Origin of the sequence: Serratia liquefaciens (assembly GCF_027594825.1) — a bacterium.
In the GTDB taxonomy this organism is placed as follows: Bacteria; Pseudomonadota; Gammaproteobacteria; order Enterobacterales; family Enterobacteriaceae; genus Serratia; species Serratia liquefaciens_A.
Genome location: NZ_CP088930.1, coordinates 300,841 through 314,050, shown reverse-complemented (window position 1 = coordinate 314,050; position 13,210 = coordinate 300,841). Strand labels below are relative to the sequence as shown.

The window sequence follows — 13,210 nt, the reverse complement described above, 5'->3', positions numbered from 1 at the left end:
ACCGGAGGCGCGCCCTGTCGATATGGGTTCTTTTATTAACCTCCAACTGCAGCGGTGGCGGTATTCAGCACCAGGCTGACCACGCCCTGGTAGCTGCCGGACTCGGTGATGGCGGCCTGGGTGGTTTGTGAAATGACCAGGTCAAACGGCACCGAGCCCGCATCCAGACGGCCGTTCGGGAACAGGTCGGTCGGTTTGAGCGTGCTGTCCTTGGTCACGGCGGTGGTCAGCGTCTTGCCGTTGTAGCTGACGCTCAGCGGGATGGCGGTGGCGCTGGGTTTGGTGTTGGACGCCAGCACCGGCGCGGTCAGCAGACGCATTTCGACTTGGCTCTTCACGTCATTGGTGAAGATTTTGGTGCTGAGGGTTTTCTTTTGCAGGCCGACGCCGGGCAGGTAGGTCATTTTCAGGCTGGACGGCAGCGCGGTGCCGTCGGCCTGCAGCAGTTCAACCGTCGGGTCGATATCGGCGGTGATGGTGATGTCTTTCTGTACCGCCATGGCAGACAGGGAGAACAGGGTGGCCAGGGCGATAGGGGCAAAGGTATACAACTTTTTCATACAACATCCTTATTGGTTATTTCAGTTTTTTGGGGTTGAGGCTCCGGCCGGCAAATCCGCCGTCGTCGGAGTGGGGGCGCCGTCGCGATATTCCACGCGTACCACGCCACCTGACATCCCGGTGGGCAGCACCAGGGCTTCACCGGGATAGACACTGCGGTCAATCTGCTGCCAGCGACAGGCTGGCGTACAGTGACCCACTTTCAATACGCCCAGGCGTACGTTGCCCGGGTTGAGTAACTGGCTGCCGTCGGCGCTGCGCGCCAGTTGTGGTTGTGGGACGGCGGGTAGCAGGCGGACCAGTACACCCCAGACCAGGTTGACGTTCACCTGGGCGTTTTGTGTGGCGGGAGGCTCGTCTTCGCTCAGTGAGGCCACCGGCTCGAAATAGACCCGCCAGGCTTCTTCCTGCGGGGGCGTTGCCAGGCTGATTAATCGCACGGTGCGCGAGGCACCGGCGGGCAGGGCGAACTTGTCCGGCGACACCACCAACCCTTGCTGGCTGGCGACATCGACCTCGGTTTCGCGTGGGGTGGCCGGGTTGAGGATACGTTTAACGCCGACACGGACGTATTGGGTCTGCGGTGATTTGGACAGCACCTGCAGCGTGGTGGCCTCCTGGCCGGGACCGATGTCGGCGCTGATCGGGTAGACCGTCAGGTTGGCCAGGCAACCGGTGTTGACCAGCATCAGGGCGGCAGTCAGCCCGACGAATTTGCGGCGGGTGAGCCCTGCCACGCGGTGGATTTTTGGCATGTCTGCACACTCCCTGTGAGGCATAAAAATGGCTGAATAAGCCCCGTTTTGCGACCGATAAAAACGCAACATAATGAACCAAAGTGTCACATTATGGATTTATGACTAAAAAGGCGGATGATGGCGTACGATATCGCTAAAAAAAGGCCATGGATGGCGCTATTTCAGCGTAATAAACTGGATTAGTGAATTGAGTAACGACAGAGCAACAAGGCTTAAAAGTGGGAAAGTATAATATGCTGGAAAATGACGTTTCAGGTAGATGATTGTAACTGGATGATATTCAAAAATAAAAATCAAATTGCGGAAATTTTGCAGAAAAAAATTGACGTTTTTAGCAGCAGAAACTTAGTATAGTGACACTTTGGTTCAAAATGTTACATTTTCCTCGAACCACAACGCCTTGAATCGTCCTGCATTACTGGCCGTATACAGCACAGTATGCTGGATGTTGCGATGGCCAAGATAATCCTGAATCAGCCGGGTATCCGCCCCTTTATCCGCCAACGCGTAGCCGCAGGCGTGACGTAACATATGGGGATGTACCGCAATCGTCAGTCCTGCCCGTTCCCCTAATTGCTTCAGTATCCGATAAATGCGGGAGCGAGAAAGCCGCCCGCCCTTGTGGGATAAAAATAGCCAGTCGTAATCGTTCGCCCCCGGGTAGCGCTGTCTGCGCTCCAGCCAGCGCGCCAGCAAATCACGCTCCATGGGATGCAGAGGTTGCACGGTAGACAGCCCGTTTTTGAGGCGACGCACGTACAGGCTGCCTGCCGCCATATCCAGATCTGCCAGATGCAGCCCGGTCAGTTCACTGACCCGGCAGCCGTGAATAAAGCACATCCACAGCAGGCAGGTATTGCGTTCCGGATCGGGGCTGTCGCCGGCGGCGACCAGCATGCGCTCGATCTCCGGGCGCGTGAGATGCTTGCGCTCGTTATTTTTCATGATGACTCCTTGTGGGTGGGGATAGAAAAGAAACGCGGCCCGTTAACGGGTCGGCAGGAGAGTATAAGAAATGAAGGCATTACGTGTCGGAAATTAGGAATAAACTGTGTGCCTGTTGGTTAAGCGAGCAACTTGAGAGCGTAAATCAAACAAATGTCATACGTGCCGCAGAGTAAAAATAAAAACCGGGCGCATTTCTCACCGAGGCGCCCGGTTTTTTGTCGTTATTTCTTCACTACCAACCCCACACCACGGCCACGCGGATCGGAGGCGGTTTCCGGCGTGTCACCATTGACGCGGATCGCCTGTATATCCCCCATGTACCAGCCCTGATCTTCCAGTGTGTATCCCATGGCTTTCAACTGGTCGGCCACGTTGCCGGTCAGTGGGGCAAAAGCGTCGTAGAAGATAGTGTCTTTCGGCAACAGTTGGTGATGGACGCGCTGAGCGGCCACCGCTTGCTCCAGCGGTAACCGGTAGTCATAGAGATTGTTTATCACCTGGAAAATCGAGGTGAAAATGCGGGAACCGCCAGGGGTACCGATCACCAGGCTAACGTTGCCGTCGCGGGTGATAATGGTCGGGCTCATGGACGAAAGCATGCGTTTGCCCGGCTCAATGGCGTTGGCGTCGCTACCGACCACGCCAAAGGCATTGGCCACGCCCGGTTTGGCGCTGAAGTCGTCCATTTCGTCATTCAACAGGAAGCCTGCGCCTTTCACCACGACACCGCTGCCGAAGTCCCAGTTCAGCGTATAGGTATTGCTGACCGCGTTACCCTGAGCGTCAACAATCGAGAAATGCGTGGTTTGATGGGGCTCTAACCCTGGGCGCACCTTTTCGGTCGGTGAAATGGCGGTCGGGTTGATCTCCGCAGCCCGCTTTTGCAAATAATCCGGGGCGACCAACTGGGCAACCGGCACCTTGGCAAAGTCAGGATCGCCAAGGTAATCGGCGCGATCGGCAAAGACGCGCTTTTCGATTTCCGACAGTAAGTGAATATAGCGGGCGGAATTAAGCGCTACGCCTTTGAAATCGGCAGCTCGGTCTTCTTTTATGCCCAGTAACTGCGCCAGCGCGATGCCACCTGAGCTGGGCAGCGGGGCGGTATAAAGGGTATTGCCGCGCCAGGCGATTTTCATCGGTTCGCGCCACTTCACCCGATAGTCAGTCAAATCCTGCTGGGTGATCAGGCCGCCATCGTGCTGCATCTGGGCGATCAACAGTTTGGCGGTTTCCCCCTGATAGAAGTCCTCTGCACCCCGGTTGGCGATGCGCTCCAGCGTTTTGGCCAGCTCCGGCTGTTTAAACACCGCGCCGGGTTTCATGCTGCCAAAGTAATCGCCGAAGTTGGTTTTTTCAGCGAACAGCTTGTTGGCATCCTCGCGGTATTGGTATTGCTGATCGGCCACCTTAAAGCCTTGTTGCGCATAGCCGATAGCCGGGGTCAGCAGCTCTGCCCAGGGCAACTTGCCGAAGCGTTTATGCGCCTCCCACAGCCCGAGTACCGTGCCGGGTACGCCGGCGGCCTTGGTGCCCACCAGGCTGAGGTTTTCGATCACTTCGCCTTTTTCGTTAAGGTACATGGTTTTGGTGGCCGCTTTGGGCGCGACTTCCCGGTAGTCGAGGAAGTAGGGCTTGCCGTCGACGTACAGGGTCATAAAACCGCCGCCGCCGATGTTGCCGGCCTCCGGGTAGGTCACCGCCAGCGTAAAGGCGGTCGCGACCGCAGCATCGACAGCATTACCGCCGGCCTGCAAAATTTGTGCGGCCACTTTGGCACCGTATTGATCCGGTGCCGCCACGGCACCGGCGTTCAGATTAGCGGCGAATACCGAAGGGCTGAGCGTGGCTAACGCCACGCCAAGTGCTAATGTTTTTAATAAACCAGAATGCATAGCCTTTCCTTTTCGAATTGAACGATGACAGGTGAATTCAATCTCAACAACCACTTAGCGCCATTGTTTAAGCTTGTTCGGGCGCTTGATTGAAAGTAGCACCGCTCAATCCGTCGCGCTTTATCCTGCGTTTGGAAGCGTGAGGTAGAACGTTAAATCGCCGCCGGTAATTGAGTTAGTAACCACTCACAGAAATGCTGAGTGAGGGGATTATTCTCGCTGTCGCGATGAATCAGCCATGCCCAATGGGGGCCGCGCACGCTTTGTTCCGTCAGTGGCTGCAGCAGGCCTCTGGCCTGTGCCTGCTGTGCCAGCAGTTGGCTGACCAGAGCGATGCCCAGGCCGTCGCAGGCCGCATCCAACAGCAGGCCGGGATCGGAGAAGTTCAGGCCGTGGCTGCTTTGCCCGACGTTGGCGCCGCCCTGAACCGCCCAATGGCTCCAGTCCATCTCACGTTCGCCGTGCAAGGTGGTGCGTTGTGCCTTATCCCGCTTCAGCAGCTCAGGATGGCAAGCCGGATAGAGCCGATCCTGATGCAGCATTTTGAGGCTACATTCAATTTGCGCGCTGAGATCGTCGCGGATCGCCAGATCGACGGTTTCGGTCGCCATATCCGGTGGATCGAAGGTGGTGAACAGCCACAGGTCGATATCCGGGTGCTGCCGGTGGAAGCTTTTAAGGCGTGGAACCAGCCAGTGGCGGGCGAACGCCGGCGTAGTGTTGACGATCAGTTGGTTGGGTTTGCGGTACTGCTCCAGACGGCGGATGCCAACGGCCAACTGTTGCAGCATCACCTGGGCAGTGCTGTAGAGATCCTGACCGGCATCGGTCAGGCTGACGCTGCGGCCGCTGCGGAAAAACAGCGGTTGCTCCAGGAAGGCTTCAAGGCTGCGAATTTGTTGGCTGATCGCCGACTGAGTGAGGTGCAGCTCATCGGCGGCCTGGTGGAAACTGCCCAGCCGGGCGGCGGCTTCAAAACCGCGCAGGGCGTTCATCGGGGGCCAGTGCTTAAGCATTATTGATAAGCCTATCTAATCAGGTGTCCGCTAAATGTATCCTTTGTTTTACCCGGATTAAAGGGATTAACATAACCGTTATCGACATCACGCCGTCTTTTGCTGAATAGATTAGCTAATTGTTTTGGCGGCAATACAGGAGCAAACCATGTCAACACGTCGTGAATTTATCAAACAGGCTTCCCTGATTGCCGGCATTAGCCTGACGGCCTCGATGGGGTTGGCGTCATTGTCCAGCCACGCGGCTCAGAAAACGGCTGGCGGAAGCTGGCGCATGCCCGATGAGGGCGAGCCTCAGCAATGTGCATTTATCGCTTTTGGCGCACAGCGGGCGATTTGGGGTGAGTTCACGGCGGACGTGCAAGATGCCCTGGGCCGCATTGCCCGTGCTATCGCGGTTTACCAGCCGCTGACGGTATTTTGCCGTGAACGCGAACGAGAGTTGGCAGAGAAAAAATGCGGCAGCCACAATGTGACCTTTGTCATTACCGAGCTCGATGATATTTGGATGCGCGATATCGGTGCCAACTTCGTTACCAACCACGCGGGGGAATTGGCGGCGGTGGACTTCAACTTTAACGGTTGGGGCAATAAGCAACGGCACGGTAAGGATGCTCAGTTGGCCGCTTTCCAGGCCAGGCATTTCGGGGTTAATCCACTGCGCCGCAGCGCCCTGGTAGGGGAAGGCGGTGGCATCGAAGTGGATGGCCATGGCACCGGCATCATGACCGAGAGCAGCTGGGTCAATCGCAATCGCAACCCTGGCTGGAGCCGCGATCGGGTAGAGCAAGAGCTCAAAGCGATGCTGGGCCTGCGAAAAATCATCTGGCTGCCGGGGATTAAGGGCAAAGACATTACCGACGCTCACGTCGATTTTTATGCCCGTTTCGTCAGCCCAGGCGTGGTGATCGCCAATCTGGACAGCGATCCGGAGTCCTACGACCATCAGGTCACGCTGGATCACCTGGCGATCCTCAAGCAGGCCACGGATGCCGATGGCCGCAAGATACAGGTGCATACGGTATCGCCACCGCTGGATCCTCGTCGTAGCCGCTTCAGCAAGGGCAATGCCGATTTTGCCGCCGGTTACATCAATTACTTTGTCATCAACGGCGCGATTATCGCCCCGGAGTTTGGCGATGCCGAAGCGGATGCCGCAGCCTTGGAATTATTGACGGCGCTTTATCCACAGCGTGAAGTGGTGCAGTTGAATATCGACGCTATCGCCGCCGGTGGCGGGGGGATCCACTGTGTAACCAGCCAACTGCCGGCCGTTTAAGTAAATAAACAGGGGGTACGTAGCGCCAAAATGGATCTCCCTTTAGCGCTGCGGCCCCAGGCCGTGACTTAACAGCGCAATGGCGTGGCGCGCGATAACTTCAGCGCTCTGCGGGCCGTGGCTGTTGTTGTCACGGTGCCATTTCGGCGCGGTGGCCAGCGGCAGCAGCGTCATGCCAAACAGGGTGATAAACAGCAAAGAGGGTTCCAGATCGGCATTCAGCTTGCCCTCTGCCTGCCAGCGCATAATCGACTTCAGGGCCGCTTTGCGTTGCGCATCGCCAAAACGCTCGTCCATCCGCTGCTTCAGTACGCCGTTATCACTCATCACTTCTCGCAACCACAGCGGGGCGAACCAGGGGTGTGCGGTGGAGATATCGATAAAACGTTGGGCCAGTTGGGTGAAGGCGGCAACAGGATCGTCCGCATTGGCGTCGAAAACGCTGCCGGCGGCCAGCCGGACCGGCAGGAAACGCTCTTCGATCAGCACGTCTAACAGCTGTTCACGGTTGTGAAAATAGTAGTGGAGCATGGCGGGGGTGACGCCGGCTTCACGGGCAATGGCATTGAGCGAAGTATCGGCAATGCCTTGACGGGCAAACAAATTAAGCGCTGTATCCAGCAGGTGCTCGCGTTTTTCTGTGCCCTTGGTGCCGCCGCTTGGCCGACCAGGGCGGCGCGGGGCTTTAACGTTTTGTGCTGTCATCGCGGTGAGATCCATTGACCGGAGAAAAGAATCACTCATATATTAATTACCCGATTAATTAATTACAAGTGAGCTCACCTAAATGGGTATCAGTCATCTGGCAGGCAGCGAAGACAGCGGCAGGGCGTCTGGGCAGGCGCCCTCGATCCGGTTGTTGTTCTCCGCATTGCTGCTGGTCATGTTGCTGGCGGCGCTCGATCAAACCATTGTGTCCACTGCATTACCGACCATTGTCGGTGAATTCGGCGGGCTGGAAAATCTGTCGTGGGTAGTCACCGCTTATTTGCTGGCATCGACGATAGTGGTGCCGCTGTATGGCAAGTTCGGCGATCTGTTTGGCCGTAAAATCGTGCTGCAGATTGCCATTGTGGTGTTCCTGCTCGGTTCGGTGCTGTGCGGGTTGGCGCAAAACATGACTCAGCTTATCCTGATGCGTGCCTTGCAGGGGCTGGGCGGTGGCGGGTTGCTGGTCGTCACCATGGCGGTGGTCGGCGATGTGATCCCGCCGGCCGAGCGCGGACGTTATCAGGGGCTGTTTGGCGGCGTATTTGGTCTGGCGACGGTGGTGGGCCCGTTGATTGGCGGGGTGCTGGTGCAGCATTTCTCATGGCGGTGGATTTTCTATATCAACCTGCCGCTGGGGATTTTCGCACTGTTGGTGATTGGCGCGGTGTTCCAATCCAGGGTCAACCGCGTGAAGCATGAAATCGATTTTCTGGGGGCCGGCTACCTTGCCGCAGCCCTGACCTGCATTATCCTGTTTACCAGCCAGGGCGGCACGGTAATGGCCTGGTCGGACGGCCAATTGTGGTGCATTCTGGCTTTTGGCCTGGTGTCGTTGGGCGGTTTTATCTACGAAGAACGGCTGGCGAGCGAGCCTATCATTCCGCTCGGCTTGTTCCGCAACCGGACCTTTTTGCTGTGCGCATTGGTCGGTTTTATCGTCGGGATGTCGCTGTTTGGTTCGGTGACTTTCCTGCCGCTGTATTTGCAGGTGGTGAAGAATTCCACGCCGACCCAGGCCGGGATGCAACTGCTGCCGCTGATGGGGGGGATTATGTTCAGCTCCATCGTCAGCGGGCGGTTAATCAGCAAGCGCGGCAAATACCGCATTTTTCCGATTATAGGCACCTGCTGCGCCCTGGCCGGGATGATACTGCTGGGGACGCTGAAAAACTCGACGCCGGTGCATCTGCTGTATCTCTACATCAGCCTGCTGGGGTTGGGATTGGGTATGGTGATGCAGGTGATGATCCTGGCGGCGCAAAACAGCGTCGAGCCAAAACACATGGGCGTTGCCACTTCGAGCGCTACGCTGTTTCGCTCTATCGGCGGTTCCATCGGGGTCGCCGTGTTCGGCGCGATTTTTACCAATGTGCTGCACAGCCGGTTGGCCAGCCTGCTGCCTGAAGGGACGGCATTACCGCGGTCTTTGGGCGCGGCGGCGGTGCATCATCTGCCGTTGACGTTGCAGAACGACTATTTGCAAGCCTTTGGCGGGGCCATTCACTCGGTGTATCAGATTGCCGCCGGGGTTATGGCGCTGGCCTTCGCATTGACCTGGTTCTTGAAAGACGTCCCCCTTCGTCAAAAGTAAAGCCCTTAACCGGTGCGTAAAGTGGGCGCGCACCGGTTCTCCTCACGCTCTGCGATGCAATTTTACGCAATCCTTACGCAACCCTGTCAGACTAAAAACAGTGCTTTCTATATATTGAGAATAAACGTTCTCAATAGGATAGATAGTCGATGCAGAGGAAAAAGGTTTTACTTGTCAGCCTGTCGTTATTGCTGGCCGCTTGTGATGGCCAGAGCGGTGGTGCACCCGCCGGCGCCGGTGGCGTGCAGGAGGTGGGTGTCGCGACGCTGCAGGCTCAACCGGTAACGCTAAGCAGCGATTTGACCGGCCGCGTGAACGCCACCATGACCTCGGACGTTCGCCCCCAGGTGGACGGCATTATCAAAAAACGTCTGTTTACCGAAGGGGCCGAGGTCAAGGCTGGGCAGGTGCTGTATCAGATCGATCCCGCAACCTACCAGGCCAGCTACGATCAGGCTGCCGCTCAGTTGAAAAGCGCTGAAGCCACGGTGAAGTCCAGCCGCCTGAAAGCCCAGCGCTATGCGGCGCTGGTAAAAGAGAATGGCGTATCCAAACAGGATGCGGATGATGCCATGGCGACCTATCTGGAAGCGGTTGCCGCCGTTGCGCAATACCAGGCAGCCCTGGAAACCGCAAAAATCAATCTTGCCTATACCCAGGTTCGTGCACCGATTTCCGGTCGTATCGGCATTTCCTCCGTTACGCCGGGCGCTTTGGTGACCGCCAGTCAGACCGATGCCCTGGCGACCATTCGCGCACTCGATCCGATTTATGTCGATCTCACTCAATCCAGCAGTCAATTGCTCAAACTGCGTAAACAGCAGGCATCGCTGCAACGTGACGATGTCACGCCGGTGGCGATCAAACTTGAGGACGGTACGCCTTATACCCACCCCGGCAAGCTGGAGCTGACGGAAGTGGCGGTAGACGAGTCAACAGGCTCCGTCACCCTGCGTGCGGTGTTCCCTAATCCCGAGCACGAATTGCTGCCCGGCATGTATGTGCACGCCACGGTCGACAACGGCGTCGACCCCAAAGGGATTTTGGCGCCTCAACAGGGGATCACCCGTAACGCCAAGGGGGAAGCCACGGCGCTGGTCGTCAACGCGGAAAACAAAGTGGAGCAACGCACGGTTATTACCGAGCAGGTTATCGGCAGCAATTGGCTGGTCAGCAAGGGCCTGAAAGCCGGCGATCGTCTGATCGTTGAAGGCACCAATAAGGTGGCTGCGGGCGTTGAGGTCAAAGCGGTTGATGTGAAACAACCGACGGCTAACGGCGGGGAGCAGTAACCATGGCGCAGTTCTTTATTCGGCGACCGGTTTTCGCCTGGGTGATTGCGATCATCATCATGCTGTGCGGGCTGATGTCGATCAACTCGCTGCCCATTTCGCAATATCCTGACGTCTCCCCGCCACAAATATCCATCTCCGCCACCTATCCGGGCGCCGATGCCGAGACGCTGGAAAACAGCGTGACACAGGTCATCGAACAACAACTTACCGGGCTGGACGGGCTGCTTTACTTTTCAGCCACCAGTAGCTCCGACGGCTCTGTGAGCATTAACGTGACCTTCGACCAGGGTACCGATCCGGATATCGCGCAGGTGCAGGTGCAAAACAAGGTGCAGCAGGCGGAAAGCCGTTTGCCTACCGAGGTCACCGCGCAAGGGGTTACGGTCAAAAAATCTCAGAGCAGCTTCTTGCTGATCGTCGGTCTGTATGACGAAACCGACAAGGCCAGCATTGCGGACATTTCCGACTATCTGGTGAGTAACATTCAGGATCCGCTGTCGCGCATTGAAGGGGTTGGCGATGTGCAGGTATTCGGATCGGAATACGCCATGCGCATCTGGCTTGACCCGACCAAGCTGGCGTCCTTTTCACTGATGCCTTCCGACGTGTCAACGGCGATAGAAGCGCAAAACACCCAGGTTTCTGCCGGTAAGATCGGCGACTTGCCGTCCGGTGCCGATCAGCAACTGACCGCAACGGTAAAGGCGCAGTCTCGCCTGCAAACGCCGGAGCAGTTCCGCAACATCATTCTCAAGAGTGACAGCAGCGGCGCACTGGTGCGCCTGGGCGACGTGGCGCGGGTGGAATTGGGTAACGAGGATTACTCCTCCAGCGCCCGTTTGAATGGGCATCCAGCCTCAGGCATCGCGGTGAAACTGGCCGCCGGGGCCAATGCGCTCAATACCGCCAAGCTGGTCAAAGCCAAGGTGGCGGAATACCAGACTTCGATGCCCGACGGTTACAAGGTCGCCTACCCGAAAGACAGCACCGATTTTATTAATATCTCGATCGAAGAAGTGGTGAAAACGCTGATCGAGGCGGTGGTGTTGGTGGTGATCGTGATGTTTGTGTTCCTGCAAAACCTCCGTACTACGCTGATCCCGACCATCACCGTGCCGGTGGTGCTGTTGGGCACCTTTGGCGTACTCGCCGCCTTCGGCTATTCGATCAACACCCTGACGCTGTTTGGTATGGTGCTGGCGATTGGACTGTTGGTGGATGACGCCATTGTGGTGGTAGAGAACGTCGAGCGCGTGATGCGGGAAGAGAAGCTGTCGCCGCGCCAGGCGACGGAAAAATCGATGAAGGAAATCACCGGGGCACTGGTCGGCATCGCCATGGTGCTGTCGGCGGTGTTCCTGCCGATGGCCTTCTTTGGTGGTTCCACCGGGGTTATCTACCGTCAGTTCTCCGTTACCATCGTGGCGTCGATGGTGCTGTCAGTGATCCTGGCGCTGACGTTGGCGCCGGCGTTGTGTGCCACCTTGCTGAAACCGGCTCATGACGATCTGACCGACAAAGGCCTGCTGGGCAAATTTAACCGCGGCTATAACCGCCTGCAGGAGAAATACGCCGATAAGGTGGCTCGGGTGATCCACAGTCCGATGCGTTATCTGCTGCTGTACGGACTGCTGCTGATCGCCGTCGTCGTGATGTATATGCGGCTGCCGACCGGCTTTTTGCCCAATGAAGATCAGGGCGTGGTGATGGTGCAATATACGCTGCCTGCCGGCGCGACCAATGCCCGTACTTCGGCGGTCAGCGATGCGGTGAAAGACTATTTCCTCACCGACGAGAAGGCCAACGTCAGCACCATTTTCACCATCAACGGTTTTGGTTTCAGCGGCAGCGGGCAAAATGCCGGTATGGCCTTTGTCAGTCTGAAAGACTGGAGCCAGCGCCCCGGCAGTGCCAATACCGCCGATGCGATTGCCAAACGCGCAATGGCGCACTTTGCCACGATCCGCGATGCCCAGGTGTTCTCGATGAGCCCGCCGGCGATTGACGGCTTCGGCCAGTCCGACGGTTTCACCTTCGAACTGCAGGCTAAAGGGGCGACCACCCGTGCGGAGTTGCAGGTGATGCGTGACCAGATCATCGCCGCCGCCGGGAAAAACCCAAATCTGAGTGCGGTTCGTGCCAACACCTTGCCGGATACGCCACAGCTGCAGGTAGAAATCGACAACGACAAACTTCAGGCGCTGGGCCTGAGCGCCGGCGACGTCAGCAGTACGCTCACCAGCGCGTTCGGCAGCACCTACATCAACGACTTTATCGACCGCAACCGGGTGAAAAAGGTCTATATGCAAGGTGACGTCGAGTATCGGTCAAAGCCGGAGGATCTCGACAAGTGGTTTGTTCGCGGCACCTCCAACAGCAGTACCACCAGCATGACGCCGTTCTCTGCCTTTGCCTCTTCACATTGGATTTACGGGCCGGAAAATCTGTCGCGTTACAACGGACTGTCCTCGTTTGAGATCACCGGTGAGGGCGCAGCCGGTGCCAGTTCCGGTACGGCAATGGACGAGATGGAAAAACTGGCGGCGCAGTTCTCCTCGGCCAGCAGCTTCTCGTGGAGCGGGCTGTCTTATCAGGAACGACTGACCAGCGGGCAGGCAGCATCTTTGTATGCCATTTCGTTGGTGGTGGTGTTCCTGTGCCTGGCCGCGCTGTACGAGAGCTGGTCAATCCCGTTTGCCGTGATGATGGTCGTTCCTATGGGCCTGGTGGGGTCGCTGCTGGCGATCACGTTGCGTGGGCTGGAAAACGACATTTACTTCCAGGTGGCGTTATTAACCATTATCGGCCTGTCGGCCAAGAACGCCATTCTGATCGTCGAATTCGCCGAAGAGAATTACCAGCGCGGCGAAGCCTTGATCGCCGCCGCCGTGGAGGCTTCCCGTATGCGCTTGCGTCCCATTTTGATGACCTCTCTGGCGTTTAGCGCCGGCGTATTGCCCTTGGCGGTTTCCAGCGGCGCCGGGGCCAACAGCCGGATCGCCATAGGTACCGGGATCATCGGCGGTACCATTACGGCGACATTACTGGCCATCTTCTTCGTTCCCTTGTTCTACGTATTGGTTAGACGGATGTTTTCACGCAAAACAACCCCCGCCAAACCAACAGAAAACACTGCGCCGCAGGCAGGAGAATAAC

At 57.3% G+C, this 13,210-nt stretch carries 10 protein-coding genes; 4 read left to right on the top strand and 6 right to left on the bottom strand.

What is annotated here, in order from left to right:
- Positions 1-35: 35 nt before the first annotated feature.
- From LQ945_RS01380 to LQ945_RS01360, 5 genes are all read right to left on the bottom strand, one after another.
- Positions 36-560, bottom strand: a complete 525-nt coding sequence (locus tag LQ945_RS01380) for a CS1 type fimbrial major subunit (RefSeq protein WP_270102117.1) — start codon at positions 558-560, stop codon at positions 36-38.
- A 21-nt stretch (positions 561-581) separates the two neighbouring features.
- Positions 582-1,316, bottom strand: a complete 735-nt coding sequence (locus LQ945_RS01375; RefSeq protein ID WP_270102116.1) for a fimbrial protein — start codon at positions 1,314-1,316, stop codon at positions 582-584.
- A 369-nt stretch (positions 1,317-1,685) separates the two neighbouring features.
- Positions 1,686-2,264 carry a tyrosine-type DNA invertase gene (locus LQ945_RS01370; RefSeq protein ID WP_270102115.1) on the bottom strand — a complete coding sequence of 193 codons (579 nt, stop codon included), beginning with the start codon at positions 2,262-2,264 and terminating at the stop codon, positions 1,686-1,688.
- A gap of 224 nt (positions 2,265-2,488) precedes the next feature.
- On the bottom strand, positions 2,489-4,162 hold the full coding sequence (gene ggt, locus LQ945_RS01365) for a gamma-glutamyltransferase (protein ID WP_270102114.1): 1,674 nt from the start codon (positions 4,160-4,162) through the stop codon (positions 2,489-2,491).
- A 152-nt stretch (positions 4,163-4,314) separates the two neighbouring features.
- Complete coding sequence (locus tag LQ945_RS01360) at positions 4,315-5,178, bottom strand: LysR family transcriptional regulator (protein ID WP_044551241.1); 864 nt, start codon at positions 5,176-5,178, stop codon at positions 4,315-4,317.
- A 148-nt stretch (positions 5,179-5,326) separates the two neighbouring features.
- On the opposite strand from LQ945_RS01360, the gene LQ945_RS01355 reads away from it, so the two are divergent.
- On the top strand, positions 5,327-6,457 hold the full coding sequence (locus LQ945_RS01355; RefSeq protein ID WP_044551240.1) for an agmatine deiminase family protein: 1,131 nt from the start codon (positions 5,327-5,329) through the stop codon (positions 6,455-6,457).
- A 42-nt stretch (positions 6,458-6,499) separates the two neighbouring features.
- Here the strand turns inward: LQ945_RS01355 and LQ945_RS01350 are convergent, their stop codons facing one another.
- Positions 6,500-7,201, bottom strand: coding sequence for a TetR/AcrR family transcriptional regulator (locus LQ945_RS01350; RefSeq protein ID WP_420136173.1), 702 nt, complete (start codon positions 7,199-7,201; stop codon positions 6,500-6,502).
- A gap of 43 nt (positions 7,202-7,244) precedes the next feature.
- Between LQ945_RS01350 and LQ945_RS01345 the strand changes: the two genes are divergently transcribed.
- The 3 genes from LQ945_RS01345 (at position 7,245) to LQ945_RS01335 (ending at position 13,209) form a co-directional block, all read left to right on the top strand.
- The gene (locus tag LQ945_RS01345; RefSeq protein ID WP_270102112.1) at positions 7,245-8,759 is read left to right on the top strand and encodes an MDR family MFS transporter; all 1,515 of its coding nucleotides are present in this window, start codon (positions 7,245-7,247) and stop codon (positions 8,757-8,759) included.
- A gap of 149 nt (positions 8,760-8,908) precedes the next feature.
- Entirely contained in the window at positions 8,909-10,051 is a 1,143-nt protein-coding gene (locus LQ945_RS01340; protein ID WP_270102111.1) for an efflux RND transporter periplasmic adaptor subunit, read from the top strand.
- 2 nt (positions 10,052-10,053) lie between these two features.
- Complete coding sequence (locus LQ945_RS01335; protein WP_270102110.1) at positions 10,054-13,209, top strand: efflux RND transporter permease subunit; 3,156 nt, start codon at positions 10,054-10,056, stop codon at positions 13,207-13,209.
- The last annotated feature ends 1 nt before the right edge of the window (position 13,210 follow it).

Excerpts from the sequence above, each read along its gene's own strand:
- LQ945_RS01340 (WP_270102111.1), top strand. The coding sequence starts at position 8,909 with ATGCAGAGGAAAAAGGTTTTACTTGTCAGCCTGTCGTTATTGCTGGCC.
- LQ945_RS01355 (WP_044551240.1), top strand. The coding sequence starts at position 5,327 with ATGTCAACACGTCGTGAATTTATCAAACAGGCTTCCCTGATTGCCGGC.
- LQ945_RS01350 (WP_420136173.1), bottom strand. The coding sequence starts at position 7,201 with ATGAGTGATTCTTTTCTCCGGTCAATGGATCTCACCGCGATGACAGCA.
- LQ945_RS01360 (WP_044551241.1), bottom strand. The coding sequence starts at position 5,178 with ATGCTTAAGCACTGGCCCCCGATGAACGCCCTGCGCGGTTTTGAAGCC.
- LQ945_RS01345 (WP_270102112.1), top strand. The coding sequence starts at position 7,245 with ATGGGTATCAGTCATCTGGCAGGCAGCGAAGACAGCGGCAGGGCGTCT.
- LQ945_RS01380 (WP_270102117.1), bottom strand. The coding sequence starts at position 560 with ATGAAAAAGTTGTATACCTTTGCCCCTATCGCCCTGGCCACCCTGTTC.
- LQ945_RS01370 (WP_270102115.1), bottom strand. The coding sequence starts at position 2,264 with ATGAAAAATAACGAGCGCAAGCATCTCACGCGCCCGGAGATCGAGCGC.
- LQ945_RS01375 (WP_270102116.1), bottom strand. The coding sequence starts at position 1,316 with ATGCCAAAAATCCACCGCGTGGCAGGGCTCACCCGCCGCAAATTCGTC.
- LQ945_RS01335 (WP_270102110.1), top strand. The coding sequence starts at position 10,054 with ATGGCGCAGTTCTTTATTCGGCGACCGGTTTTCGCCTGGGTGATTGCG.
- ggt (WP_270102114.1), bottom strand. The coding sequence starts at position 4,162 with ATGCATTCTGGTTTATTAAAAACATTAGCACTTGGCGTGGCGTTAGCC.